The organism is Peiella sedimenti (assembly GCF_030504955.1).
Taxonomy (GTDB): Bacteria; Pseudomonadota; Alphaproteobacteria; order Caulobacterales; family Caulobacteraceae; genus Brevundimonas; species Brevundimonas sedimenti.
On sequence record NZ_JAUKTR010000002.1, the window covers coordinates 437,889 to 462,319 of the forward strand.

Consider the following 24,431-nt stretch of genomic DNA (forward strand, 5'->3'; position numbering starts at 1 on the left):
AATTCTTGGACAGGATGATCGGCCACGCTTGTGGCGAGTTACATTATAACATATGCCGACCGGGCCTGTTTTGAGTGGAACGGACGGCCATGCGCTTCAGAACCTTTCTTCTCGCCGCCGCGAGCGGCTTCGCGGTCACGGCTGGATCGGCCGCGGCTCAGAACGAGATCCAACCCCAGGAGCGGGATCAGCCCACCCGCGTCGATGAGATCGTCGTGACCGCCCTGCCCCTGGGCCGTGGCCCCGATGATGTGGTCTCGAGCGTGGCCGTGTTGACCGGGGACGAGCTTGTGCATCGACGCCAGGCGACTTTGGGCGAGACGCTCAGCGGCATCCCCGGCGTAAGCTCCGACACCTTCGGCGGCGGCGCGAGCCGGCCGGTCATCCGGGGTCAGACCTCTCCGCGCGTCCGGGTGCTCAGCAATGGCGCGGCCCTTCTGGACGCCTCGGAGGTCTCCCCCGATCACGCCGTCAGCGTCGAGCCGCTGCTGGTGGACGGGATCGAGATTCTGCGCGGGCCTTCGACCCTTCTGTACGGCGGCGGCGCCATCGGCGGGGCCGTCAATGTGGTGGACAAGCGTATTCCCACCCGGCCGGTGGACGGCCTCAGCGGCGCGATCGAAGTGCGCGGCGGAACGGCCGATGACGAAGCCACGGCCGTCGTCGGCCTGACGGTCGGCTTCGGCGGGTTCGCTGTCCGGCTGGAGGCGCTTGACCGAAGCACCGGCGATTACGCCGTGCCGTCCTACGAGCCGCCTCATCATGAGGACCATGAGGACGACCACGACGAGGATGATCACGACGATCACGAGGATGAAGGGCCGTTCAAGCGCCTTGAGGGCTCATTCAATGACACCCGCACCCTCAGTCTCGGCGGTTCCTGGGTCGGGAGCCGGGGTTATCTCGGCGCCGCCTTCACCGAGCAGACCAGCGACTATGGACTCCCCGGTCACGGTCACGAGTACGAGGATTGCCACCCGCACGGCACGACCCTGCATTGCGGCGGCCACGGCCATGACGACGATGAAGACGACGATCATGACCACGAGGACGAAGAGCATGGCGTTCCGGTCATCAACCTGCGCAGCCAGCGCATTGATCTGCGGGGCGAGCTTCGTCAGCCCTTCGCCGGCGTTGAGCGCCTGAGTTTCAGGGGCGGCTTCACGGACTACCAGCACGATGAGGTGGAGGACGGCGCCGTGGCGACCACCTTCACCACCGAGGGCTACGACGCGCGCGTCGAGCTGGAGCATGCGCCCATCGGTGGTTTCCGGGGCGTCGTCGGCGTCCAGAGCTCGCACAGCGACTTCGCGGCCCTGGGCGACGAGGCCTACCTGCCCGAAAGCCAGACCACCTCGCGCGCCATATTCGTGCTCGAAGAGTTCCAGGCCGGAAACCTGCGCTTCGAAATGGCGGCGCGACAGGAGTGGCAGGATGCCGAGGCGGTGGGCCGCCCGAGCGTAAGCCACGATCCCCTGTCGCTGTCCGGCGGCCTTGCCTGGGACATGGCGCCCGGCTGGTCGACCGCGGTGTCCCTGTCGCGCTCGCAGCGCGCGCCCACGGCCCAGGAGCTGCACGCCCGCGGCGTGCACCTGGCGACCAACACCTACGAGATCGGCGTTCCGACGCTGGACGTGGAGACAGCGACCGCGCTGGAGCTATCGCTGCGGCGGACCGAGGGACCGACCACCTTCTCGGCCAGCGTCTACACCTACCGCTACGACGGCTACATCTTCGCCGAGACCCTCGACCGCTACGAGGACTTCCGCCTGATTCGCTACACCCAGACGGACGCCGACTTCAAAGGCTTCGAGTTCGAACTGTCCCAGGAGATCACGCCCTGGCTGACCGGCGAGCTGTTCGCCGACTATGTGCGCGGGAAGCTGGAGGATGACGACAACGCCCCGCGCATCCCGGCGGCCCGTCTGGGCGTCAGGGCGGAGTACGTGATCGACGACTGGTCCGGGGACGTCGAGTTCTACCGCGTCTCGGACCAGCGGCGCGTCGCTGACTTCGAGGACGAGACGCCCGGCTACAGCATGCTGAACGCCACGGTGGCCTATGACTTCAACCTGGGCGGTTATGGGGTTCAGGCTTATGTCCGGGGTACGAACCTGCTCGACGAGGTGGCGCTCAACCACGCGTCGTACCTGACGAACGTGGCGCCGCTGCGGGGCCGCAACTTCGTGCTGGGCATTCGCGCCGTCTTCTGATCCGCAACGGCCGTCCACGTCCCGGCCTGTCCTCCGGCTGGGGCCGAATGGCCAAAGAACGCCCGGGCGCAGGTCCGGGCGTTCTACTTTCCGGCGGCCCTCAGGTCGCTCAGGGCGCGCGGGATCAGGAACCAGGGCTCGACGCAGTAGCGCGCGAACAGCCGCCGGGGATCGGCTGTCAGACGGAACAACCATTCCAGCCCAAGACGGCCCATCCAGCGCGGGGCGGCCTTCTGCACGCCCGCCTCGTAGTCAAAGGCGGCGCCGACGGAGAAGATGGCGCAGGTCGGCAGGGCCTTGAGGTTCTCTACGATCCACAATTCTTGACGGGGCATGCCCATGCCCACGAACAGGATGTGCGGATCGAAGGCCGTAATCTGATCCAGCAGCACCGCATTCTCGGCCGAGCCCGGCTTGGCGTCGAAATAGCCGTTGCGACAGCGGATTTCCGCGCCGGGATACTGCGCCTTCAACCGCCGCGCCGCCTCGTCCGCCACCCCGGGCGCGCCGCCCAGATAGAAAACGCGCCACCCGAGACGGTTGGCGACGCTCCAGAAGTGCGGCCGCCAGTCCAGATAGGTGCAGCGGTGAAAACCCTTGCCGTTCACCCCGGTCAGGCGGCTGAAGGCGATCAGGGGCGTGGAGTCCACCTCGATCAGGTCGGCCTTATCGTAGAAGGCGCGCAGGCCCGGCGTGCGGTCCAGCAGGTAAAGGCTATGCAGGTTGTGATTGGCCACCAGGAAGCGGCGGCGCTCCGACACGGCCGCCTCGACATGGTGCATGACCTCTTCGGGGCGCACCAGATCCATGGCTTCGCCCATCAGGCGGATGCGCTCGGCCGTGCGCCGGGCGCGGCGGAAGGGCCGACGTTTGGCGGCGCGGCGTTCGCGCGCCTGCTCCAGAATTGAAGGGGCAGCCGTATCCAGCATGGCGCCAGCCTAGCCGGGGCAGGCCAAGGATCGGTGCACGGACGTGGTTAGCCGGTCCTTACAGACGCAGAACCTACGCCTGAGACGCGTCAGGGTCGGCCATCAGGCCGGCGACGGTGCGCAGCGCTTCGGCGAGACGGCGCTTATCCTCCTCGGGCAGGGCCGCGAGCCGGTCCCGGAACCGCTGTCCCAGAAGGCCCGGGGCTTGGGCGAGGGCCGAATGTCCGACGTCCGTCAAACGGGCGTGAACCACGCGCCGATCTGTGGCCGAGCGATAGCGCTCGATCAGGCCGCGCGCCTCCAGCTTGTCCATGACGGCCACAACGGTCGCCGCGGACATGGAGGCTTCGCGCGACAGGGCCTGGGTCGTCACCTGCCCCAGCGAACGTATCGCCTGGAGGACCAGAAGCTGCGGAATGGTCAGGCCCGTCTGGCGTGAGATTTCGCGCGAGCGGATGTCGATGGCCTGGGCGATCCGCCGCATCGAGCCCAGCATGGCCTGGGCCGGATCGATTTCGTGCCTCGGGGGTTCAGGAGCGTCTGAGGGGGCTTCGGCGGTCACGATGGTTGCATTCCTTAGTGTGCAAACTATTTGTGTCCACACATTCCGAACAACAAGGATGACGCATGTGCGGCCTTAGCGGCGAGATCAATTTCGACGGACGGCCCGCCGACGCCTCGGCGCTGGCGCGGATGACGGACAGTCTTGCGCCCAGAGGGCCGGACGGCCAGGGCGTCCTGCTGCGCGGACCCGTGGGACTGGGCCATCGCCGCCTGAAGATCATCGACCTGTCCGAACGCGCCCAGCAGCCGATGGTCGACCCCGGACTTGGTCTCAGCGTCGTCTTCAACGGCTGTATCTACAACTATCCGGAACTGCGGGCCGAGCTGATCAACCTGGGCCACACCTTCTTCTCGGACGGCGACACCGAGGTCGTGTTGAAGGCATGGGCCCAGTGGGGCGTCGAGGCGCCCTCGCGCATGCATGGCATGTTCGCCTTCGCAATTCACGAGCGCGACGGCGGCCGGCTGGTGCTGGCGCGCGACCGCTTCGGCATCAAGCCGCTTTATCTGGCCGAGCAGGGCAAGCGCCTGCGCTTCGCCTCCAGCCTGCCGTGCCTGCTGGCCGCCGGCGACGTGGACCGCAGCATCGATCCGGTTGGTCTGCACCACTACATGACGTTCCACGCGGTCGTGCCCCCGCCGCACACCATTCTGAAGGGCGTGACGAAGTTCCCGCCCGCGACGATCCGCGTCTATGAGCCCGACGGGCGGTTCGAGGACCATCGCTACTGGCGTCCGGTGCTGCAGCGCCAGGCGGGCGACGCCGAGCGTCCCTTCGAGGAATGGCGCGACCTGGTCCTCGACGCCCTGCGCCTGGCGGTCAAGCGGCGCATGGTGGCCGATGTGCCGGTGGGCGTGCTGCTGTCCGGCGGCGTCGATTCCAGCGTCATCACCGGCCTCCTGGCCGAGCTGGGTCAGACCGACCTGATGACCTTTTCGGTCGGCTTCGAGGAGGCCAACGGCGAGAAGGGCGACGAGTTCGTCTATTCCGACCTGATCGCCGAACGTTTCGGCACGCGGCACCACAAGATCTTCGTGCCCCACGAGCGGCTGATGGAGGCCCTGCCCGGCGCCATCCACGCCATGAGCGAGCCGATGGTCTCCTACGACAACGTCGGCTTCTACCTGCTCAGCCAGGAGGTCTCGAAGCACATCAAGGTCGTCCAGTCGGGCCAGGGGGCCGACGAGGTGTTCGCGGGATACCACTGGTACCCTCCGCTGGTGGGTTCATCCGACCCGGTGGGCGACTACGCCCAGGCCTTCTTCGACCGCAGCCATGAGGCGCTGGGCCGCCAGCTGTCCCCCGACTGGATGATCGATCAGGACGCCAGCCGCGCCCTTGTGGAAGCCCATTTCGCAGAGGCCGGCGCCGAGACGCCCGTCGACAAGGCGCTCCGGCTCGACACCCAGGTCATGCTGGTCGACGACCCGGTCAAGCGGGTGGACAATATGACCATGGCCTGGGGCCTGGAGGCCCGCGTGCCCTTCCTCGACCACGAACTGGTCGAGCTGGCCGGTCGCATCCCGCCCGAACACAAGCTGGCCGACGGCGGCAAGGGCGTGCTGAAGGCGGCCGCCCGCAAGGTCGTCCCCTCCGAGGTCATCGACCGCAAGAAGGGCTACTTCCCCGTCCCCGCGCTGAAATACATCCAGGGCCCCTATCTGGACATGACCCGGGACGCCCTGACCTCCCAAGCGGCGCGCGAGCGGGGGCTGTTCCAGAAGGCCTGGCTGGACGACCTGTTCGACCGCCCGACCGAGCACATCACGCCCCTGAACGGCTCAGAGCTGTGGCAGGCGGCCCTGCTCGAGCTTTGGCTGCAGTCCCATGGCCTCTGAAGCCCGAAGCGCGCAGCGGGCGCGGGGTCAGGCGCACCGGCTCAAGCGGCTACGGACCGAGGGGCTGAAGCCCATGGTCCGCGGCGACGCCGGCGAGGACTGGGTCGAGAACGCCGTCCTCGACTGCGGGTGGGGGCGCCTGCTCTTCGCCCAGACTTTCACGGCCGCCGAGCCCCTCATCGAGACGTTGCGCGCTGAGGGGCCTGACCAGCGCGACATCGCCTTCTACGTGCGCGACCCACACGTGATCATGGCCGGCGCTCCGCAGGAGGTGTTCCTCGATCCCTCCCACACCTTCCGGCTGGACCTGTCGACCTACCGCCCGGCGCGGCGCCGGCCCAAGGGATTTCACGTCCGGCGCCTGGCCACCGAGGCCGACGCTCAGGCGGTCAACCGCATCTATGCCTCCCGGCGCATGGTGACGGCCCCGCCCGAGTTCATCTGGAGCCGCCGGGACGACCGCGCCCTGACCTATCTGGTGGCCGAGGACGAGATCAGCGGCGAGATCATCGGCAGCGTCACCGGCGTGAACCACCACCGCGCCTTCGGGGATCCGGAGTGCGGCTCGTCCCTGTGGTGCCTCGCGGTCGATCCCCAGGCGGTCCAGCCGGGCGTGGGCGAGGCGCTGGTGCGCACCCTGGCCGAACACATGACGGCGCGCGGCGCGGCCTACATGGACCTGTCGGTCATCCACGACAACGAGCAGGCCATCGCCCTCTATCGCAAGCTCGGCTTCCGGCGCGTGCCCTTCTTCGCGGTGAAGCGCCGAAACACAATCAATGAGGCCCTGTTCACCGGACCCGCGGACGACGGCGAACGGCTGAACCCCTACGCCCGCATCATTGTCGACGAGGCGCGACGGCGTGGCATCATGGCCGAGGTGATCGACGCCGAGGGCGGGTTGTTCCGCCTCACCTGGGGCGGTCGCTCCATCCGTTGCCGCGAGAGTCTGTCCGAACTGACTACGGCGGTGGCCCTGTCCATCTGCGACGACAAGCGCGTCACCCGCCGCATTGTCGAGGCCGCCGGAGTGCGCGTGCCCCAGGCCTATGACGCGGACGACGCCAAGGCCATCGCCGGGGCGCTCAAGCGGCACGGCTCGCTCGTGGTCAAGCCGGCGCGCGGCGAGCAGGGCAAGGGCGTGGCCGTGGGCCTGTCGGACCTTACCGCCGTGGAGGCCGCGCTCGAGGCGGCCCGTCGCCTGTGCCCTGACGTGCTGGTCGAGGAGGCGGCCACCGGGGTGGATCTGCGCCTGGTCATCATCGATTTCCAGCTGGTCGCCGCGGCCGTCCGGCGCCCACCCCGCGTCACCGGCGACGGCCGCAGCAGCTTTCGCGAGCTCATCGCTCACCAGAGCCGCCGGCGCGAGGCGGCCACGGGCGGAGAATCGTCCATCCCCATAGACGCCGAGACGGAGCGCTGCCTCGCCGAGGCGGGCTTCTCCCTGGACGACATCGCGCCTGACGGCCGCGACGTGGAGGTGCGCAAGGCCGCCAACCTGCACACGGGCGGCACCATCCACGATGTGACCGATCAGCTGCATCCGGATCTGGTGGAGGCCGGGATCGCCGCGGCCCGCGCCATCGACATTCCCGTGACAGGCATCGACCTGATGGTCCCGGATCTGTCCGGGCCCGACTATGTTTTCATCGAAGCCAACGAGCGCCCCGGTCTGGCGAACCATGAACCCCGGCCCACCGCCGAGCGCTTTATCGACCTGCTCTTTCCTCTGACCGTGCAGAGAGCCGCCCCGTGACCCTGCCCATCGCCGACACCGCCATAGACGCCGACTACCTGAAGCAGCAGCTGGGCCGTCTGCTCGGCATCGCCAGCCCCACAGGCTACACGGACGAGATCGTCTGGGAGGTTTGCCGCGAGCTGGACCGTCTGGGCTATGCCTACGAGCTGACCCGGCGGGGCGCCATCCGCGCGCACACCAAGGGCGGCTCGCCCAACTCGGCGCGAGCGGTGGTGGCCCACCTCGACACCCTGGGGGCCCAGGTCAAGCGCATCAAGCAGAACGGTCGGCTCGAAGTGGTGCCCATCGGCCACTGGTCGGCCCGCTTCGCCGAGGGCGCGCGCTGCACTGTCTTCGGCGAGGCGTGCGCCTGGCGGGGCACGATCCTCCCGCTCAAGGCGTCGGGCCACACCTTCAACGAGGAGGTGGACACCCAGCCGGTCGGCTGGCGGCACGTGGAGTTGCGCATCGACGCCCACGTGGAGGACGCCGAGGCCGTGCGGGCGCTGGGCGTCGACATCGGAGACATCGTCGCCATCGACCCGCAACCCGAGTTTCTGGACAACGGCTACATCGTCTCGCGCCACCTCGACGACAAGGCCGGCGTGGCCGTCATGCTGGCGGCGATGGAGGCGGCGGCCCGCGCGAGGCTAAAGCCGGACGTGGACGTCTTCTGGCTTTTCACCATCGCCGAGGAGGTGGGCTCCGGCGCCTCCTCCGTCCTGGTTCCGGACGTGGCCAGCATGGTGACCATCGACAACGGCACGACGGCGCCCGGCCAGAACTCCAGCGAGTTCGGCGTGACCATCGCCATGGCCGACCAGACCGGCCCCTTCGACTGGCACCTGACGCGCAAGCTGGTGCGCCTGGCGCGCGAACACGGCGTGCCCTTTCAGAAGGACGTCTTCCGCTACTACCGGTCGGACTCGGCCTCCGCCCTGGAGTCCGGCGCCGACATCCGAACGGCCCTGCTGACCTTCGGTATCGACGCCAGCCATGGCTATGAGCGCATCCACATGAACGCCCTGACCTCGCTGGCGCGGCTGGTGCTGCTCTATGCGGCCAGCCCCGTGGAGATCGAGCGCGACCTGAAGCCGATGGCCGGCGTCGAGGGCTTCACCCACCAGAACCAGGCAGCCTCACCGGCTCAGGAATGATCGGTCAGCCGTCGCGTCAGGGCCGGGAAGCTGAGCCCCTGGACCAGAACCGAGAAGGCCACCACGGCGAAGGTGGCGCTGAGCACCAGGTCCCGCTCCGGGCCCTGCGGCAGGGTCAGCGCCAGGGCCAGCGAAATCGCACCCCTCAGGCCGCCCCACCACAGGAGGCGGGTCAGCCCGGCTTCGGCATGGCGGCGGCGTAGACCCCAGCCCCAGGGCAAGACGACCAGCAGCCTTGAAGCCAGCACCAGGACGATGGCGGCCAGCCACAGTCCGGCATGTCTGCCGTCGATACCCAGCACCGCCAGCTCCAGGCCCAGGAACAGGAACAGCAGGGCGTTCAGGATTTCATCCACCAGCGCCCAGAAACCGCGCACATACCGCTGCGTCGACTGGCTCATGGCCGTGGCGGCATGCGGCGTCCCGACCAGCAGGCCCGCCACCGCACCAGCGATCGGGCCGCTGAAGTGCAGGGCCTGGGCCAGGGCGTAGGCGCCGGCCGCCAGCGCCAGGGTGATGATCACCTCGGCCGCATAGTCGTCGATGGAGCGCAGGGCGCGAATGGCGATCAGGGCCAGACTCGCGCCGATGGCGCCGCCGCCGCCCGCCTCCAGCAGGGCATGCCCTGCCGTGATCAGCGGGCCGTGGGTCTCGGCGCCCACGGCGAAGGTCAGGGCCGCGCCGAAGACGACGATGCCGACTCCGTCATTGAACAAGGCCTCGCCCTGGAGCACGGCCTTGAGCAGTTCGGAGGGCTTGCCCTGCCGGGCGGCGGCCAGGACGGCGATAGGATCGGTTGGGCTGATCAGCGCCCCGAAGACGAACGCCCACGGCAGGGGCAGAGGCAGGCCCAGAAGGCCCGCCGCCCACCACAGGCTGAAGCCCACGATCAGGGTCGAAGCCAGGACACCCAGCGTCGACAGGGTCAGTACCGACAGGCCGCGGCGGCGCAGCTCGGCCATGTCCACGTGCATGGCCCCCGCGAACAGCAGGAAGGCCAGCATGTAGCCCAACACCGTCTCGGAAAAGTCGATCCCGCGCAGCACATCCAGCAGCTCCCTCGCCGCCGGGACAGACGAATCGGGGCGGCTGAGGAGCAGCAGGGCCGCCGCACCCAGAAGCCCGGCGGTCATCATGGCCACCGCCGTCGGCAGGCGCAGGAATCGCACGTTCAACCAGCCGACGACGGCCACCAGGACGAGGAACGCCGCGCCAATCTGGAATCCGTCCATCGCATCCTCACACCAGCAGGAGCCTAAAGCGTGACGGCTTGAGGTGAAATCGGCGCCGTAAGCTAGGTTCAGCTGCCGTGCTGAACGAAGGCCTCGAAACCGCCGAAGATCATGCGCTTGCCGTCGAAGGGCATGTTCTGCATGTAGTCCTTCAGCCGCTCGTCGGCCATGACCTTGGCCATGATCTCGTCGCGGGCCTGGCGCGAGGCGTAGGTGACCCACGAGAACACCACCACCTCATCCTCTGTGGCCTGAACGGCGCGAGGGAAGGAGGTTAGCTCGCCATAGGGCACGTCGTCGGCGATGCACTCGACATAGGACAGGGCGCCGTGGCCCATCCACACCTCGCCGCCCAGCCGGGCCATGGCCTTGTAGTCCTCCAGCCGGTCCTTCGGGACCGCCAGCACGAAACCGTCCACGTAGGGCATCCTCGCCTCCTCTGTTGCGTACGTCCGTAAGGACGAACGGCCGGGGAGGAATCCTACAGGCCCGATTTCAGTAGCGCACGCGCACGTAACGTCCGGGGGCGGGCTCGATGGCGGGCAGGCCGCCCTCGCCCGGCGTGCGGGCGTCCACCTTGGCGGCCTTGGCGCCGGCAAGGCGCTCGCGCCAAGCGGGCCACCAGCTGCCCTCGTGCTTCGCGGCGCCCGCGAACCAGGCGTCGGCGTCAGGGGCCTTGTCGTCGCCCGTCCAGAAGCCGTGCTTGCCCGCCGAGGGCGGGTTGATCATGCCGGCGTTGTGGCCCGAGCCGCCCAGGATGAAACGGGTCTTGCCCCCGAAGGCCTTCAGGTTCTCGAAGGTGCGCCGCCAGGAGGAGACGTGGTCGTCCTTGAAGGCCACGATGTGGACCGGCGTCTTGACCGCCTTCAGGTCGATGGTGGTCCCGTCGATGGTCAGTCCGCCTTCGGTCAGGCGGTTCTCGCGCAGCACCTTGCGGCCATAGTCCTTGAGGAATCGGGCCGGGATCCGGGCGGCGTCATCGAACCACCAGAGCAGGTCGGACGGACGGCCTTCCTCGGCCAACAGATAGTGCGACACGGCCGGGCCCCAGATCAGGTCGTTGGCGCGCACGGCGCTGAAAAGGCGCGCCAGGTCGTGGGCCTCCACATAGCCCTTATGGTCCAGGTGCGCCTCGAAGGCCCTGAGGTCGTCTTCGCCGCGGAAGGCGGACCATTCGCCGATTTCGGAGAAGTCCACCAGCGAGGCGATCAGGGTGGCGGAGGCCACGCGTCCGGCCTCTCCGCGCGCCGCCAGCAGGGCAAGGGTGATGGCCACCAGCGTGCCGCCCAGGCAGTAGGAGACCAGGTCCAGGTCAGCCTCGCCCGTGGCCTTCTGGACCGCGTCCATGGCGGCGATGACGCCCTCGGTCACATAGGCGTCCAGACCCTTGTCGCGCAGGGTCTCGTCCGGGTTGGCCCAGCTGATCACGAAGACGGTGTGACCCTCGTCCACCAGCCACTTCAGGAAGCTGGAGCGGGGAGTCAGGTCGAACAGGTAGTACTTGTTGACGAGGGGCGGCACGAACAGCAGCGGGCGCTTGAAGACCTGCTCGGTCGAGGGCGCGTACTGGATCAGCTGTAGCAGATCGTTCTCGAACACGACCTGGCCCGGCGTGGCGGCGATGGTCTCGCCCAGCTCGAAAGCCTCCTGCACGCGGCGCTTCACCAGGCCGCGCTCGCCGCCCAGGTCCTCAAGCAGGTTGGACAGGCCCTGCAGCAGGTTCAGCCCGCCCGTCTCGAGGGTTTTCCTGACGGCGTCGGGATTGGTCAGCGGATTGTTGGAGGGCGACAGGGCGTTCATCAGCGAGCGGCTGAAGAAGTCGACCTTCGCGTGTGTTTCGGGGTCCAGTTCCGCCGTCTCGACCAGATCGGCCAGCTGCTGGGCCGCCAGCAGGTAAGCCTGCTTCAAGGCGTCGAAGGCCGGCTCCTCGCTCCAGGCGGGGCTGGAGAAGCGGCGGTCGCCGCGCTGGGGCGTGACCACCGGCTCGGTCTCAAGACCCAAAGCGCGCGAGGCGGTCGAGGTCCACAGCTGGGCCCACTCCTGGGCGGCGTCCATCTGGCGTTGCATCACGTCCAGCGGGCGGCTCATCAGCGCCATCTGGAAGGCGGTGAAGGCCTTGGCGGGGGCGAAGGGATCGTAGGGCAGGGGCTGGGGGCTCAGCGCCCGGGCATGGGCCGCGCGCACCGCGTTCGAGGCGTTGGCCGCCAGCTCGGCCAGCACCCGCGCCGTCTCGGCGGGGTCGGCGGCGGCGGGAGTGGCGGAGAAGACGCCCTTGCGATCCATGGCGGTCATCAGGCGGCCAGGTCCAGCAGCCGGTCAAGGGCTTCGCACGGGCGCGGGGCCACGAACAGGAAGGCCAGCAGGCGCTGCTCGTCCATGTCGGCGGCCGGGTCGGCGGCGGCGGCGATCAGCTGGGCGGTGTCCTGGGGCAGAACGTCGGCGGCGGGGGTGTCGAAAGCGTCGAAGGGCATGGTGGTGATCCTTGCTGGCCCCGCTCCTATAGGCTGGCGGTTTTCCCTGATCCATGCGAAGAACGGCGCTATCCTTGTGCGGAAATACGCATACCCCAGAATGCCGGCGACCGACTTCGACTGGAACGACCTGCGCGCCTTTCTGGCCGTGGCGCGCACGGGCAAGCTGACGGCGGCGGCCCAGCGCATGGGGGTGGATCACGCCACCGTCTCGCGCCGCATCGCCGCGCTGGAGCGGGGCCTGAAGGCGGCGCTGTTTCACCGCGCCCCCACGGGGTACAGCCTGACGGCCCATGGCGAACGCCTGATGCCCCACGCCGAGGCCATGGAGAGCCTAGCCCTGCGCACGGCGGCCCAGCTGGGCGAGGCGGACCTGAAGCTGTCCGGCGTGGTGCGGGTCGGCGCGCCCGAGGGCTTCGGCAGTTACTTTCTGGCGCCGCGCATGGGCGCCTGGGCCGAACAGCATCCGGAACTGGAGCTGCAGTTGGTGGCCATCCCCGGGGTGGTCAGCCTGTCCAAGCGCGAGGCCGACATCGCCGTCGCGCTCAGTCCGCCGCGCGAGGGGCGCCTCGCGGTGCGCAAGCTGGTGGATTACGGCCTTAGCCTCTACGCCGCGCCGGCCTACCTTTCCTCGGCGCCGCCGCTGGAAACCCGCGCCGACATGAGCGCCCACCGCTTCATCGGCTACATCGAAGAGCTGCTCTACGCGCCGGAGCTCGACTACATGCAGGCGCCCGACGCCGAAATCCGCGTCGCCTTCAAGAGCTCGAACCTCATCGCCCAGCTGCAGGCCTGCCTGGCCGGCGCTGGCCTGTGCGTGCTGCCCGACTTCATCGGCCGGGCCGAGCCGGGCCTGGTCAAGGTGCTGGACGGCCAGGTGGGCCTGACCCGCGCCCTGTGGCTGGTCACCCACGCCGACATGCGCGGCCTGGCGCGCATCCGGGCCGTCACGGAGTTCATCGCCGAGCAGGTGCGGCTGGCGAAGAGGGCGTTCTGAGGGCAGGGTCTCAGGTCGAGGAGAACCGCATGTTCGTAACAGCCGCCCTGGCCGTCGCCCTGCTGGCGCAGGAACCGACCGCCGTCGATACGGGCGAACCGGAAGGCTTTCCGGCCGAGGCGCTGCGCCGGAACATTCGTTCCGGAAGCGTGACCCTACGGTGCAGGGTCATCCACGACGGCAGCGCTCAGCATTGTGAAGTGATCGAAGAGTCCCCCGCCGGAATGGGTTTCGGAGAGGCGGCCCTGCGCGCCGCAGCACAGTTTCGCTTCCGTTCTGAGCGGGGCGGGCCAGGGTCCGGCGCCGTAGTGACCATTCCCCTCCGCTTCGAGGCGCCCGAGGCGCCCGAGGCGCCTGAAGCCGGCGCGCGATAGCCAAGCTTGCGGCGTGGCGACGCCACAGCCTAGGGTGGTGCTCCCAAGTCAAGGGAGGCGCTCGTGATCCTGACCGTTCTGGCGGCCCTGAATGCAATAGATGCGCAAGAGGCTCAGGCCGAAGCGCCGGTCATGATCACCAATCCCGACTGGGTGCGCCGCCCGTCGGAAGATGATCTCGCCAGCGTATTCCCCGCCCGCGCGCTCGCTGAGGGCGTTTCGGGCCAGGCCGTGATCCGCTGCTCGGTCTCGGCGGACGGAGCCCTCCAGAACTGCACAGTCATTGAAGAGAGTCCCACGGGCTATGGCTTCGGCCTGGCGGTGTTACAAATGGCGCAGACATTCCGCATGCGTCCTCAACTGCGCGACGGCGTGCCGGTGTCCGGCGCGCAGGTAGATATCCCCCTGCGACTCATCGCGCCGGAAGGCCGTCAGGTGGGCATGCGCTCGTTCCGTGTCATCGGCCAGCCGGCATGGCTGCAGGCCCCGACGCGGGAGCAGATGGACGCGGCCTATCCTCGAAACGCCACCGGGGACGGCCGGGCCCAGCTTATGTGTCAGGTCCAAGGCGATGGAACTCTGCGCCGCTGCGAGATCCGAGACGCCACGCCCCGCGCTTTCGGCGACGCGGCCCTGCGCCTGACCGAGCACTTCCGCCTCGACCCCCGCCAGGCGGAGCCGGACCGTGGACACGTCCGGCCCCGTGTCTATGTCCCCTTCTTCTTCGACCAGCCCGGCACCGATCCGGAGGTTGGCGAGCGCATCGCGCCCCAGTGGCGCGCCTTGCCCGCGCCTGAGCAGCTGGCCGCCAGCTTCCCCGCCGCCGCCCGCGCGGCGGGCCGCATCGAGGGGCAGGCGACCGTGCAGTGCGAGGTGACGCCGGCCGGGGATCTCATCGAGTGCCGCGTGCGCGACGAGGACCCCCAGGGCCTCGGTTTCGGCGAGGCGGCGCTGGGTATCGCGCCCAGTTTCAAGATGGTCCCCTGGACCAGCGACGGGCGGCCTCTGCAGCTGCGCCGCATCCGGCTGCCGATCCAGTTCATCGATCCTCAGGCGCCCCAAACCGAACCCGCGCCCGCGGCCGGGTAACGCCTACTTCCGCCGCGTGCCTGTCGCCCCGCCCACGGGCGTGCCCGTGCGGCCGGCGCTGAAGGCGTTCAGGTGTTCAATGAAGCTCGCGGCGCTGACGGCGATATAGGTGCGCGGACCCTTGGGGTTGGAGCGGAAGTTGGAGTCTACCCCGACCACGTACCAGCGGCCCCCGTCGCGGATCATGAAGGGGCTGCCGGAATCGCCGCGCGTGGTGTCGCACTCGTGGGCGAAGGTGTTGTCCGGGAAGACCTCGGTCATACGGCAGCCGATATTGCCCGACAGGTGCTCGCCCGTGTCCCAGCTGTAGCCGGCCTGATCCAGCCGCGCGGCGCGCCAGGCGCCCTGGCCCTGGCCCGTCAGATTGCGCATGGGCAGCCAGCCCAGCTGACGGCCCAGCGGCCGGTCGATGCGCAGCAGGGCCCAGTCCAGTCCGTCGATATCGTTGCCGCCGACGAAGCGGCGGTAGTCGAAGCGCGGGTCGAGCAGATAGGCAGTGATCCTGGCCTCGGACATGCGCCCGGCAGGTCCCGTCTCGAACCGGCCCGCCGCTGCGATCCGGCCATCCGTGTGGATGCAGTGGGCGGCGGTGATCAGCACGTTCACGCCCACCAGCGTGGCCGTGCAGGCCGAGCCGTCATCCATGTGGATCTGGCCGATCACCCGCCAGGGGTCCTGGCTTCGGTCCATGAAGATCCGATCGTCTCGGCCGAAGAAGTGATCGTTCAGCGTCAGCGGCCGCTCGGCCCCCACGCAATCGCGGCGGTCGGTCCTGATCTCGCAGCTTCCATCGCCCTGGATGCCCGGCTGGTTGGGCTCGTTGCAGACGCCGTTAAAGGCCGTGGCGCACGAGTCGTTGCGGAAGCGCAGGCGCGAAACGCCGGGGCAGTCGCTGCGGTCTGAACCCTGTACGCAGGCCCCCGTGCCGATGCCGGGCTCGTCGCACTCGCCATCGCGGGCCCACTGGCAGGCGTCGGCCTCGCCACCGATCAGCCAGCGGCAGTCCGAGGCGTCCGTGCCCGAGGTGCAGGCCCCGGTGCCCACGCCCGGCTCGTCGCATTCCCGGTCATTGGCCCAGCGGCAGCTGTCGTCGCCCCCGCCCCTTGCGCCCGGCTTGGCGACAGCCGCCTGGCGCAGGAGCGCCGCCAAGGCGACCGGCTTATCGGAAGGGGTTTGGGGCGCCCGCCCGGCCGAGGCTCCGGCCGCAAGGGCGAGCACGGCCGCAAGGCCCACAATGGCGATACGCATGAATAAACTGTCCCCGGTCCCCGACTCTGATCCCGATTAAGCGGCGCGGCGCCGTTTTACGCAAGCGGCTCGACAGGCGAGGCGCCCAGCGCCAGACTTGCGCCATGAACGCGCCGGTCCCCATCGACCTCGCCGAAAAGTTCGGCCTGATCCACGAGCACTGGCGCCCCCGCGTGGCGGCGAAGCTCAACGGCCAGGACGTGCGTCTGGTGAAGGTGAAGGGGGTCTTCCCCTGGCACAGCCATCCCGATGCGGAAGAGATGTTCCTGGTCTGGAAGGGCGCGTTCCGGGTCGAGTTCCGCGACGCGGTCCGCGAGCTCTCGCCGGGGCAGTTCATCGTCGTGCCGCGCGGGGTCGAGCACCGCACCGCCGCCGACGAGGAGGCCGAGGTGCTGATCTTCGAGGCGTCCGACGTGATCAATACGGGGGATGCGCCCCCGTCCGAGTACACGGCGCCAGTGGGGGAGACGGTCTGATGGCGACGGAGACGAAAGACGCGCCCGGGGTCATCGCGCCGCCGCCCCTGATCTTCGCGGCCTTTCTGCTGGCGGGATGGACCATCGACCGGCTCCTGGGTTCGCTGGGCCTGCCGATCGAGACGCCGGTGCGAAACGGCGCCGCCGTCGGCCTGATCGTCCTGGGTCTGCTGCTCGAAATGTGGGCGGGCGGGTTCTTCCGCCGCGCCGGGACCAATGTGATCCCCTACAAGCCCGCCACCGTCCTGGTGACTGACGGGCCGTACCGGTTCAGCCGCAACCCCATGTATGTGGGCTTCACCATCACCTATCTCGGCCTCGCCATCGGCCTGGGCAGCCGGTGGGCGCTGCTGCTTCTGCCCGTCTGCCTGCTCGTGATGACCTGGGGCGTGATCCTGCGCGAGGAGCGCTATCTCGAGGGCAAGTTCGGACAGGCCTATCTCGACTATCGCGGCCGCGTCAGGCGCTGGCTGTGAATGACGTCGAGGCGGATCTGAAGGCGCTGGCCGACGAGGAACTGGCCATGGCGGCTGGCCTGCCCTGGCGCGAGCTGGTCAAGACGACGCCCTGGGCCGACAGCTACACGGCCCTGACGCCCGGCGGGCGCGAGGCCGAAGTCATGCGGGCCTACCTCTGGGCGGGCGAGCCCGGCGGGGCCGTTCACTGCGAGGTCGAGGCCCGGCTTTCGGACGACGGCCCCTCGGCCCGCGCCTCGCTGATCATCCAGGGCTGAGGCCGTCGCCGCCGGACTTGCCGCCCGCGCGGCGCCATGGTCAAGATTAACGGTCGCAGGGAGGGAGAGGGCCGTGCCGCTGACCGAGTTCCCCATCGAGGACCCCGCGCCGGTCTTTGATCCGACCCTGTTCCTGGCCTTCGTGGCGGCGGCGGTTTTGCTGGCCGCCCTGATGTTCTGGCTGGGCATGAAGCAGGGCGAGGGCGCCGCACGCGGCGACGGCCGCTGCCAGGAGATCGCGGACGCCATCAAGAAAAAGTGCACGGCCGCGCGTCAGGCCGACCGCCATCAGCTGATCGGCGCGGCGACGGAGCTGCACCGCGAGCTGCGCGACCGGTTGGGCGAGGTGCTCGACCTTTCAGACAAGATCGCGCCGCTCAACGCCGAGCTGGAAGAGGCGCTGGGCTTTGGCGGCCATGGCCATGGCCATGGCCACGGGCATGGCGAGCATGGAGCGCCTCACGGCGAGGCTCATGGACACGGCGGCGCGGGCGCCGCCCAGGGCCACAGCCACTCGGCCGCGTCGCACGTCATCAACGTCACCGTGAACGGCGGATCCTCCGGCGGGGACTACGGCGGCCATGACGACCATGACGAGCCGCGTCACGGGCTGGACCTCGACCGTGTGCGCCTGGCCGTCGACCATCTGGCCGACTTCTGGAACTCTGGCGAGGGGTTGCGTCGGCTCAAGGCGGCGCGGCGCCAGCTGGGCTGAAGGCTTCCCATCGGCCGCCCGGGGCGGTAGCGAGGAAGCCATGAAACTCGCATCGCTCAAGTCTGGCCGTGACGGCCGCCTCGTGGTCGTTTCGGACGACCTGCACTGGTACACCGACGCCTTTCTGATCGCCCCGACGCTGCAGGCGGCGCTGGACGACTGGGAACGCTGCGGGCCGGAGCTGCGCGCCCTGGCCGAAAGCCTTGAGCACGACGCCGTGCCGCGCGGCCGCTTCCACGAGCGTCAGGCCGCCGCGCCCCTGCCGCGCGCCTATCAGTGGGCCGACGGCTCGGCCTATGTGAACCACGTGGAGCTGGTGCGTAAGGCGCGCGGCGCCGAGATGCCCGAGAGCTTCTGGACCGATCCCCTGATGTACCAGGGCGGTTCCGACGGCATGCTGGGTCCGCGCGACCCCATCCCGCTGGCCGACGAGGCCTGGGGCTGCGATCTGGAAGCCGAGATCGTGGTCGTCACCGGCGACGTGCCCCAGGGCGTTTCGCCCGAAGAGGCGCGGGGCCACATCCAGCTGGTGGGCTTGGTCAACGACGTCTCCTTGCGCAATCTGATCCCGGCCGAGCTCGGCAAGGGCTTCGGCTTCGTCCAGTCCAAGCCGTCCAGCGCCCTGTCGCCGGTGTTCGTGACGCCCGATGCGCTCGGCGACGCCTGGAAGGACGGCAAGCTGCACGGCGCGCTTCTGGTCGAGGTCAACGGCCAGGACTTCGGCCGCGCCGACGCGGGCGTGGACATGACCTTCGACTTCGGGGTGCTGATCGCTCACCTGGCCAAGACGCGGCCCCTGGGCGCCGGCTCCATCATCGGCTCGGGCACGGTCTCGAACCGCGACGCGGACGGCGGGCCTGGACGTCCGGTGGCCGAGGGCGGGCTCGGCTATTCCTGCATCGCCGAGGTGCGCATGGTCGAGACCATCCTTCGCGGCAAGCCCGAGACGCCCTTCCTCAAGTGGGGCGATCAGGTCCGCATCGAGATGAAGGATGCACGCGGCCGCTCCATCTTCGGGGCCATCGAACAGACGGTGGCGAAGCCGTAACGGGGGGACCCCACCATGCGTCTGATGCCAGGCCTGCTGTTCCTGATCGCCTCCGAACGCTCGCTGTAGCTTGGTTTAGCAGGCCGTTCCGCCTGTCAGGGCGACATGTCGCACTTCGAACTTGAGCTGACCGGGAACGGTCAGGCCCGCCTCCGGTTGACGGGACGCGGCGGGGGCGAGCGCGCCCACGCCAGACGTTCAATCCAACCGGAAGGAGACAGATCATGGCCGATTTTGATCGCTACCAACACGACCTGCGCCAGCGCCGCCACGACAGCAACATGTCGCCGGAGGAGCGCGCCTATGGCCGCCAGCATCCGGACCAGGCTCGCTTCAGCGGCCGCGACGACTACTGGCGTCAGGGTTCGGAGTTCGGCGGCTCCAGCGCCTCGGCCAATCGCGGCTATGAGGGCCGCAGCTGGTCCGACACGCGCAGTGGGCGTGACGAACAGTATCAGGGCTCGGGCTATGGCTCGTCCGACGGCGCCTCGGAGCGCGGGACGCCGGGCCAGGGTTACGGCGGCTATGGCGGCCAGGCTCAATCCTATGGCCAGTATGGTTCCGACCGGTACGAGCGGGGGGCGGAAGGGTACGGCTGGTCGCCGCGCGGCGGCTCGGGCTATGGCCAGCGTCGCTACGGCCAGGAGCGCTACGGCTACCCGGCGGGTCCGGACCAGTACGCGCGCGGCTCCAGCTGGCGCGGCGACTACGGCGGCCAGGCCATGCGGCCCCACTACGAGGACGCGCGCCGCGGCGACAGCGCCTATGCCGGCGGCTATCAGGGCTACAACGAAGGCCGCCCCTACTGGGAGCGCGGCGATGACCGGAACTGGTTCCAGAAGGCCGGCGACGAGGTGAAGTCCTGGTTCTCCGACGACGAGGATCGCGGCCACCGTGGGCGAGGTCCCAAGAACTACACCCGCTCGGACGACCGTATCCGGGACGACGTCTCGGACCGCCTGTCCGACGACTGGACGCTCGACGCCTCGGACATCGAGCTGGAGGTCAAGGGCGGCGAAGTCACCCTGAGCGGCCACGTCGACAGCCGCTGGGACAAGCGGCGCGCCGAAGACCTGGTCGAAGGCTGCTCGGGCGTGCGTCACGTACAGAACAACCTGCGCATCAAGGAGCGCGACGACAGCTATTCGAGCCGCCTGAGCTCGGAATATTCGGGTACGGCCGCGACCTCGAACACCACGCGGGCGTCTGCGTCCTCCCGGAACACCAACTAGGCGATCTGTTGATCGTCGACCTTCGCCCCTGGCCGGCCTGGCCAGGGGCTTTTCTTTGCGGGGGCCGCCGTTATGTTGCGCCGCCTTCCCCCGCTTGGGGCGAAGCCCCGGTGGCGAAATGGTAGACGCGGCAGACTCAAAATCTGCTGGCCGCAAGGTCGTGTTGGTTCGAGTCCGACCCGGGGCACCAGGCTTCAGCGCGCGGCGCTGATCTCCTCGATCCAGTCGGCGATCAGACCGGTGAAGGCCGGATCGTAGGCGCGCTGGCCGTTCTGGCCCGCCGCCACGCTGGCCATGCCGTGGTTCAATCCCTCCAGGCTGACGAAGCGGGCCGTCCCCGGCCGCTGGTTATTGACCAGGCGGGCGATCAGTTCGTGATCCTCGCGGCTATAGGCGATCCAGTCGTCAGAGCCGTGCACCGCCAGCACGGGGCTGCGCGTGTCGCGCCAGGCGGCCGGCAGGTTCACGCGGGCGATGCTCTGGAAATACGACCAGTGGTGGCCGTCGACCTGGTCCTCGCCGTCCCAGCCCAGGTTGCGGAGCGCCGCCTCGGCCTGGGGCCGCATGCGGACGGTTTCGCGCGGGTCGCGCCCCGAGAAATAGTAGTCCATCTGCTCGGCGCGCAGGGCCTCGGCCTCCGCGTAGTTCTGGCCGGGATCAACCGAGGGGTCGGCCAGCCAGGCCTGGAAGCTGTAGATCCCCTGCAGATAGTCGGCCCAGTTGCGCAGCACCGTGCCGTACACGGCGACTCCGGCCGGGGCGCGACGCGCCGCCAGCTGCGGCGCCTGGAGGCCGCCCATGGAGTGGCCCAGGATGAAGATGCGCTCTGGCGCGATCCCGCGCCGCTCGACCAGCGCGTCGTAGGCGGCCTGGAAGCCCGCGGTCTCGGTTTCGTAGGAGATGCTGTAGCAGTCGCGCGGGCTGTCGCTGTCGCCCATGCCGGGCTTTTCGACGCGATAGACGCCGACGCCGCGCGCCAGCAGCCCCTCGATCAGGGCCCGGTACGGGCCGAAGCCGCCGCCGTTATCCATGGTCATGCAGGTGTGGCCCTGGATCAGGTACAGGACCGGCGTCTCAGCCGTGGCGTTGGAGGGCATGACCAGCATGTCGCGCAGACGCCCGCCGTCGAAGGGCACTTCTCCGGCGTCGACCGTTCCGCCGGCGAAGACCTCTGGCGCACGCGGGGCCGCCGGGGCGGTCAATGTCATCTCGGTCCCGCTGCGCAGCACCACGAAGCGGGCCTCGTCCCCGGCGCGGAGGCCGGCGGCCGTTCGCGTCAGGTGGGCGCCCTGGTTGATGGCGCGGCCGTTCAGGCTGATCAGACGATCGCCGACCTGAAGTCCGGCGGCCGCGGCCGTTCCGTTCGGCGTGACGGCCGTCACGGGCATGCCAGGCTGAGCCTGCCCCTCGGCCGCCGCCGCAGGGCCGAGGCCCAGCCCGAGGAAGGCGTGGCGGCGCAGTTCGGCGTGCGCCCCCGAGGCCGCGAGAGCCGCGAAGGTCAGGGCGGCGGCGGCGAACAGGCCGGGCGCGGCGCGGGTCAGGCGGCGGATCATGCTTCAGCTCCCCTCAGGCACGCTCGAGTCTAGTGCGGCTCACCGCGCCCGTGGGTATCCGCTCTTGCTGAATATCGGCGTCAGGCGGCGCCGCGCACGTAGAGGCTGGGCGGGCTGCCCACGGCGCGCTTGAAAGCACGGCTGAAGGCGCGCAGGTCGGAATAGCCCAGGTCATGCGCGACCTGGGACGGCCGGCGGCCCTCCCGCAGGAGGCGGATGCGCGCGGCCTTCATGCGGATATCGGCGTGATAGGCGGCCGGCGGCATGCCGTAGGCCGCCGAGAAGCTGCGCGCCAGGTGGAAGGCCGAGACGTTCACGAGCTGGGACAGCTCGCTCAGCGAGACCAGCCGGTCCACATTCTCGTGCAGGTGCACGCGCGCCAGCTCGAGCCGGCGCAGAAGCTCGCGGCGCGTCGAGGCCTTGGAGCAGTCGAGGGCCTCAAACCGTTGCAGGGTCTCGCTCTGCAGCTGGGGCAGCGAGGCGAGGGTCGCCGCCAGCAGGCGCGGCGCGGCGTGGGGCCCCAGCTCGGGCCGCTGATGCAGACGGGCGGCCGTCCTCAGCGCGAGGCGGCCCAGGCGCGAGCCGCCCGCGGCCGTGACATAGGCGCGGGAGCCGATGCGGGGGAACAGGCTCTCATCCACCTGATCCGGCGGCAGGTAGATGCACATGCCCAGCGATGGAGTGGAGCGCGGCAGGGTGGCGACGCCCGGCGTTTCGCCCTGAACCACCATCATGTGGCCGGAGCGCAGGACCAGCTTCTGGCCGCCGAAGTCGTAGTGTTCCTCGCCCTGCAGGCACAGCTTTACGGACAGGCCCCGAGGAGCGAGGGGCAGCACGGTGTCGGCCACCTCGCTGAGCACGACATGCCCGTCGGATGGAGCCACCCAACCGCCAGGGGCGGCGCCTTTGACATGCACGAAACGGTCGACCATGAACCCTCGTCCTCCCCAGCGCCTACCATGTGCATGATTGGCCAGGGGGGAAACTAAAATCGCGGTAAGGGTCGATCCGCCGCACGCGGAGGGAAGCGTCATGACGTTCCGGGTTCTTCTTGGTCTCGGCGGTTTCGCCGCCGCGGTGCTGCTGAGCGCTCCGACGGCCCTGGCGCGTCCGGGCGATCTGATCATCTTCGGCGGTCCCATCCACACGGCCGAGGACGCGCGGCCCCAGGCCGAGGCCGTGGCCGTGCGCGAGGGCCGCATCGCCTATGTGGGCGACCTTGAAGCCGCGAGGGCGGCGCTGGACGCCGATGCGGCAGAGATCGATCTGCGGGGCGCGGCGCTGTTTCCCGGCTTTACCGACGCCCACGCTCACCTGAACGGCATCGGCGAGCGCGAGCTGACCTTGAACCTGGAGGGTTCGGCCTCCATCGCCGAGGCCATGGCGCGGCTGTCCGCGTGGGCCGAGGCGAACCCCACGGGGCCGATCGTCGGCCGGGGCTGGATCGAGACTCATTGGCCGGAGGCCCGCTTCCTGACCCGTCAGGACCTGGACGCCGCCGCGCCGGGACGGGTGGTGCTGCTGGGCCGGGCCGACGGCCATGCGACGGCCGTGTCCTCGGCGGCGCTCGAGGCGGCCGGGATCACCCGCGAGACCCAGGCGCCGTCGGGGGGCGAAATCCTCAAGGATGCGGGCGGCGAGCCGACCGGCCTGCTGGTCGACGCCGCCGAGCAGCTGGTCGCGAGCCTCATGCCGCGCCCGACGCCCGAACGCCTGGAGCGCATCTATCAGGAGGGCTTCAGCGTCTATGCCCGCTACGGCTGGACGGGGCTGCACTACATGAGCGCGCCCATGGCCGACGTGCCCCTGATGGAGCGCATGGCCGAAGAGGGCCGCGCGCCCCTGCGCGTCTACAACGCCGTGGATATGAGCGGCGCCGGTCCCCTGTTCGAGAGCGGCCCGCGCGAGGCCGCCGACGGCCGCATCATCACCCGCGCCATCAAGGTCTATGCCGACGGTGCCCTGGGCTCGCGCGGCGCGGCCCTGTTCGAGGCCTATCACGACCGGCCCGACACCCGCGGCCTGATGCAGACAAGCGAAGCGCAGATCCTGCCGGTCTATGAGCGCGCCCTGCGCCGCGGCATCCAGGTGGCGACCCACGCCATCGGCGACCGCGGCAACGCCGAGGTGCTGGGCTGGTACATGGACGCCATGTCCGCCGTCCCGCCGAGCGAGCGCGCCGTGCGCGAGCCGCGCTGGCGTATCGAGCACGCCCAGATCGTCCGGCCGGGCGACTACGCCATGTTCGCAGGCATGAACGTCATCGCCTCCATGCAGCCCAGCCACGCCATCGGCGACCTGCACTTCGCCCCGGCCCGCCTGGGCGATCAGCGGCTGGACGGGGCCTACGCCTGGCGCAGCCTGATCGAGTCCGGCGTGACCGTGGTCGGCGGCTCGGACGCGCCGGTGGAGCGCGGCGATCCGCTGATCGAGTTCTACGCCGCCGTCTGGCGGCACGATCTGAACGGCCATCAGGGGCCGGACTGGCGCCCGCAGGAGGCGGTCAGTCGCAGCGACGCGCTCAAGATGTTCACCCTGTGGCCGGCCTACGCTTCGTTCCGCGAGGACGAGCTGGGCTCGATCACGGCGGGCAAGCGGGCGGATTTCACGGTCTTCGACGTGGACCTGATGACGGCTGCGCCCGAGGACATCCCGCAGGGGCGGGCGCTGCTGACGGTGGTGGACGGCCAGGTGGTCTATCGCGCCGAGGGTTGGTGAGGCGCGGCTGATCGCCCCCGCGCCTTTGGCTGCGGAGTTAGGGTGGAGAGGCGGCGGAGCGCCGGGCCTTCGCCCGGTGGTCTCGTTATAGGTGGTACCGGGTTC

The 24,431-nt window shown here is 69.5% G+C and carries 23 protein-coding genes and 1 tRNA gene; 15 read left to right on the forward strand and 9 right to left on the reverse strand.

Annotated elements, in window-relative coordinates; genetic code table 11:
• Positions 1–89 precede the first annotated feature (89 nt).
• The gene (locus Q0812_RS07165; protein ID WP_302109628.1) at positions 90–2,213 is read left to right on the forward strand and encodes a TonB-dependent receptor domain-containing protein; all 2,124 of its coding nucleotides are present in this window, start codon (positions 90–92) and stop codon (positions 2,211–2,213) included.
• An 83-nt stretch (positions 2,214–2,296) separates the two neighbouring features.
• Here Q0812_RS07165 and Q0812_RS07170 read toward each other — a convergent pair whose 3' ends face one another.
• On the reverse strand, positions 2,297–3,142 hold the full coding sequence (locus Q0812_RS07170) for a WecB/TagA/CpsF family glycosyltransferase (protein WP_302109629.1): 846 nt from the start codon (positions 3,140–3,142) through the stop codon (positions 2,297–2,299).
• A gap of 73 nt (positions 3,143–3,215) precedes the next feature.
• Positions 3,216–3,704, reverse strand: coding sequence for a MarR family winged helix-turn-helix transcriptional regulator (locus tag Q0812_RS07175; protein WP_302109630.1), 489 nt, complete (start codon positions 3,702–3,704; stop codon positions 3,216–3,218).
• A 65-nt stretch (positions 3,705–3,769) separates the two neighbouring features.
• Between Q0812_RS07175 and Q0812_RS07180 the strand changes: the two genes are divergently transcribed.
• Genes Q0812_RS07180 through Q0812_RS07190 form a run of 3 tightly spaced genes read left to right on the forward strand, consistent with a single transcriptional unit; the run spans position 3,770 to position 8,440 of the window.
• The gene (locus Q0812_RS07180) at positions 3,770–5,545 is read left to right on the forward strand and encodes an N-acetylglutaminylglutamine amidotransferase (RefSeq protein ID WP_302109631.1); all 1,776 of its coding nucleotides are present in this window, start codon (positions 3,770–3,772) and stop codon (positions 5,543–5,545) included.
• Entirely contained in the window at positions 5,535–7,301 is a 1,767-nt protein-coding gene (ngg, locus tag Q0812_RS07185; protein WP_302109632.1) for an N-acetylglutaminylglutamine synthetase, read from the forward strand. The genes Q0812_RS07180 and ngg overlap by 11 nt, the downstream gene beginning before the upstream one ends.
• The gene (locus tag Q0812_RS07190; RefSeq protein WP_302109633.1) at positions 7,298–8,440 is read left to right on the forward strand and encodes an osmoprotectant NAGGN system M42 family peptidase; all 1,143 of its coding nucleotides are present in this window, start codon (positions 7,298–7,300) and stop codon (positions 8,438–8,440) included. The genes ngg and Q0812_RS07190 overlap by 4 nt, the downstream gene beginning before the upstream one ends.
• Here the strand turns inward: Q0812_RS07190 and Q0812_RS07195 are convergent.
• The 4 genes from Q0812_RS07195 to Q0812_RS07210 all read right to left on the reverse strand — a co-directional run bounded on the left by Q0812_RS07195 (position 8,431) and on the right by Q0812_RS07210 (position 12,143).
• Complete coding sequence (locus tag Q0812_RS07195) at positions 8,431–9,672, reverse strand: cation:proton antiporter (RefSeq protein ID WP_302109634.1); 1,242 nt, start codon at positions 9,670–9,672, stop codon at positions 8,431–8,433. The genes Q0812_RS07190 and Q0812_RS07195 overlap by 10 nt on opposite strands.
• 68 nt (positions 9,673–9,740) lie before the next feature.
• Entirely contained in the window at positions 9,741–10,100 is a 360-nt protein-coding gene (locus tag Q0812_RS07200) for a DUF1428 domain-containing protein (RefSeq protein ID WP_302109635.1), read from the reverse strand.
• A gap of 67 nt (positions 10,101–10,167) precedes the next feature.
• Entirely contained in the window at positions 10,168–11,964 is a 1,797-nt protein-coding gene (locus Q0812_RS07205; protein WP_302109636.1) for a PHA/PHB synthase family protein, read from the reverse strand.
• Positions 11,964–12,143 carry a hypothetical protein gene (locus Q0812_RS07210; protein WP_302109637.1) on the reverse strand — a complete coding sequence of 60 codons (180 nt, stop codon included), beginning with the start codon at positions 12,141–12,143 and terminating at the stop codon, positions 11,964–11,966. The genes Q0812_RS07205 and Q0812_RS07210 overlap by 1 nt, the downstream gene beginning before the upstream one ends.
• Positions 12,144–12,243: 100 nt before the next feature.
• Between Q0812_RS07210 and Q0812_RS07215 the strand changes: the two genes are divergently transcribed.
• The 3 genes from Q0812_RS07215 to Q0812_RS07225 all read left to right on the forward strand — a co-directional run bounded on the left by Q0812_RS07215 (position 12,244) and on the right by Q0812_RS07225 (position 14,603).
• Positions 12,244–13,140, forward strand: a complete 897-nt coding sequence (locus Q0812_RS07215; RefSeq protein ID WP_302109638.1) for a LysR family transcriptional regulator — start codon at positions 12,244–12,246, stop codon at positions 13,138–13,140.
• Positions 13,141–13,169: 29 nt separating this feature from the next.
• Positions 13,170–13,514, forward strand: a complete 345-nt coding sequence (locus Q0812_RS07220; RefSeq protein ID WP_302109639.1) for a TonB family protein — start codon at positions 13,170–13,172, stop codon at positions 13,512–13,514.
• 63 nt (positions 13,515–13,577) lie between these two features.
• Entirely contained in the window at positions 13,578–14,603 is a 1,026-nt protein-coding gene (locus tag Q0812_RS07225) for a TonB family protein (protein WP_302109640.1), read from the forward strand.
• 3 nt (positions 14,604–14,606) lie between these two features.
• Here the strand turns inward: Q0812_RS07225 and Q0812_RS07230 are convergent, their stop codons facing one another.
• Positions 14,607–15,851, reverse strand: coding sequence for a trypsin-like serine peptidase (locus Q0812_RS07230; RefSeq protein WP_302109641.1), 1,245 nt, complete (start codon positions 15,849–15,851; stop codon positions 14,607–14,609).
• 104 nt (positions 15,852–15,955) lie between these two features.
• Here Q0812_RS07230 and Q0812_RS07235 point away from each other — a divergent pair, with 104 nt between their 5' ends.
• From Q0812_RS07235 to Q0812_RS07265, 7 genes are all read left to right on the forward strand, one after another.
• A complete protein-coding gene (locus Q0812_RS07235; protein WP_302109642.1) occupies positions 15,956–16,327 on the forward strand; it encodes a cupin domain-containing protein in 372 nt (123 codons plus the stop codon).
• Positions 16,327–16,803, forward strand: a complete 477-nt coding sequence (locus tag Q0812_RS07240; RefSeq protein ID WP_302109643.1) for a methyltransferase family protein — start codon at positions 16,327–16,329, stop codon at positions 16,801–16,803. The genes Q0812_RS07235 and Q0812_RS07240 overlap by 1 nt, the downstream gene beginning before the upstream one ends.
• Positions 16,800–17,060 carry a hypothetical protein gene (locus tag Q0812_RS07245; protein ID WP_302109644.1) on the forward strand — a complete coding sequence of 87 codons (261 nt, stop codon included), beginning with the start codon at positions 16,800–16,802 and terminating at the stop codon, positions 17,058–17,060. Before Q0812_RS07240 ends, Q0812_RS07245 begins: the two co-directional genes overlap by 4 nt.
• 73 nt (positions 17,061–17,133) lie before the next feature.
• Entirely contained in the window at positions 17,134–17,775 is a 642-nt protein-coding gene (locus Q0812_RS07250; protein ID WP_302109645.1) for a hypothetical protein, read from the forward strand.
• A gap of 40 nt (positions 17,776–17,815) precedes the next feature.
• A complete protein-coding gene (locus tag Q0812_RS07255) occupies positions 17,816–18,823 on the forward strand; it encodes a fumarylacetoacetate hydrolase family protein (protein ID WP_302109646.1) in 1,008 nt (335 codons plus the stop codon).
• A 224-nt stretch (positions 18,824–19,047) separates the two neighbouring features.
• Entirely contained in the window at positions 19,048–20,055 is a 1,008-nt protein-coding gene (locus tag Q0812_RS07260) for a BON domain-containing protein (RefSeq protein WP_302109647.1), read from the forward strand.
• A 104-nt stretch (positions 20,056–20,159) separates the two neighbouring features.
• Positions 20,160–20,245, forward strand: a tRNA-Leu gene (locus Q0812_RS07265).
• Between the two features lie 4 nt (positions 20,246–20,249).
• On the opposite strand, the gene Q0812_RS07270 is transcribed toward Q0812_RS07265, so the two are convergent.
• Both Q0812_RS07270 and Q0812_RS07275 read right to left on the reverse strand, forming a co-directional pair.
• Positions 20,250–21,608, reverse strand: a complete 1,359-nt coding sequence (locus tag Q0812_RS07270; RefSeq protein ID WP_302109648.1) for an alpha/beta fold hydrolase — start codon at positions 21,606–21,608, stop codon at positions 20,250–20,252.
• Between the two features lie 80 nt (positions 21,609–21,688).
• Positions 21,689–22,540, reverse strand: coding sequence for a helix-turn-helix domain-containing protein (locus tag Q0812_RS07275; RefSeq protein WP_302109649.1), 852 nt, complete (start codon positions 22,538–22,540; stop codon positions 21,689–21,691).
• Positions 22,541–22,640: 100 nt separating this feature from the next.
• Between Q0812_RS07275 and Q0812_RS07280 the strand changes: the two genes are divergently transcribed.
• Complete coding sequence (locus Q0812_RS07280) at positions 22,641–24,326, forward strand: amidohydrolase (protein WP_302109650.1); 1,686 nt, start codon at positions 22,641–22,643, stop codon at positions 24,324–24,326.
• Positions 24,327–24,431: the final 105 nt, after the last annotated feature.

Coding starts and splice junctions, on each gene's coding strand:
- Q0812_RS07255 (WP_302109646.1), top strand. CDS start 17,816: ATGAAACTCGCATCGCTCAAGTCTGGCCGTGACGGCCGCCTCGTGGTC.
- Q0812_RS07200 (WP_302109635.1), bottom strand. CDS start 10,100: ATGCCCTACGTGGACGGTTTCGTGCTGGCGGTCCCGAAGGACCGGCTG.
- Q0812_RS07165 (WP_302109628.1), top strand. CDS start 90: ATGCGCTTCAGAACCTTTCTTCTCGCCGCCGCGAGCGGCTTCGCGGTC.
- Q0812_RS07210 (WP_302109637.1), bottom strand. CDS start 12,143: ATGCCCTTCGACGCTTTCGACACCCCCGCCGCCGACGTTCTGCCCCAG.
- Q0812_RS07170 (WP_302109629.1), bottom strand. CDS start 3,142: ATGCTGGATACGGCTGCCCCTTCAATTCTGGAGCAGGCGCGCGAACGC.
- Q0812_RS07215 (WP_302109638.1), top strand. CDS start 12,244: ATGCCGGCGACCGACTTCGACTGGAACGACCTGCGCGCCTTTCTGGCC.
- Q0812_RS07260 (WP_302109647.1), top strand. CDS start 19,048: ATGGCCGATTTTGATCGCTACCAACACGACCTGCGCCAGCGCCGCCAC.
- ngg (WP_302109632.1), top strand. CDS start 5,535: ATGGCCTCTGAAGCCCGAAGCGCGCAGCGGGCGCGGGGTCAGGCGCAC.
- Q0812_RS07275 (WP_302109649.1), bottom strand. CDS start 22,540: ATGGTCGACCGTTTCGTGCATGTCAAAGGCGCCGCCCCTGGCGGTTGG.
- Q0812_RS07180 (WP_302109631.1), top strand. CDS start 3,770: ATGTGCGGCCTTAGCGGCGAGATCAATTTCGACGGACGGCCCGCCGAC.
- Q0812_RS07280 (WP_302109650.1), top strand. CDS start 22,641: ATGACGTTCCGGGTTCTTCTTGGTCTCGGCGGTTTCGCCGCCGCGGTG.
- Q0812_RS07240 (WP_302109643.1), top strand. CDS start 16,327: ATGGCGACGGAGACGAAAGACGCGCCCGGGGTCATCGCGCCGCCGCCC.
- Q0812_RS07235 (WP_302109642.1), top strand. CDS start 15,956: ATGAACGCGCCGGTCCCCATCGACCTCGCCGAAAAGTTCGGCCTGATC.
- Q0812_RS07220 (WP_302109639.1), top strand. CDS start 13,170: ATGTTCGTAACAGCCGCCCTGGCCGTCGCCCTGCTGGCGCAGGAACCG.
- Q0812_RS07230 (WP_302109641.1), bottom strand. CDS start 15,851: ATGCGTATCGCCATTGTGGGCCTTGCGGCCGTGCTCGCCCTTGCGGCC.
- Q0812_RS07195 (WP_302109634.1), bottom strand. CDS start 9,672: ATGGACGGATTCCAGATTGGCGCGGCGTTCCTCGTCCTGGTGGCCGTC.
- Q0812_RS07270 (WP_302109648.1), bottom strand. CDS start 21,608: ATGATCCGCCGCCTGACCCGCGCCGCGCCCGGCCTGTTCGCCGCCGCC.
- Q0812_RS07205 (WP_302109636.1), bottom strand. CDS start 11,964: ATGACCGCCATGGATCGCAAGGGCGTCTTCTCCGCCACTCCCGCCGCC.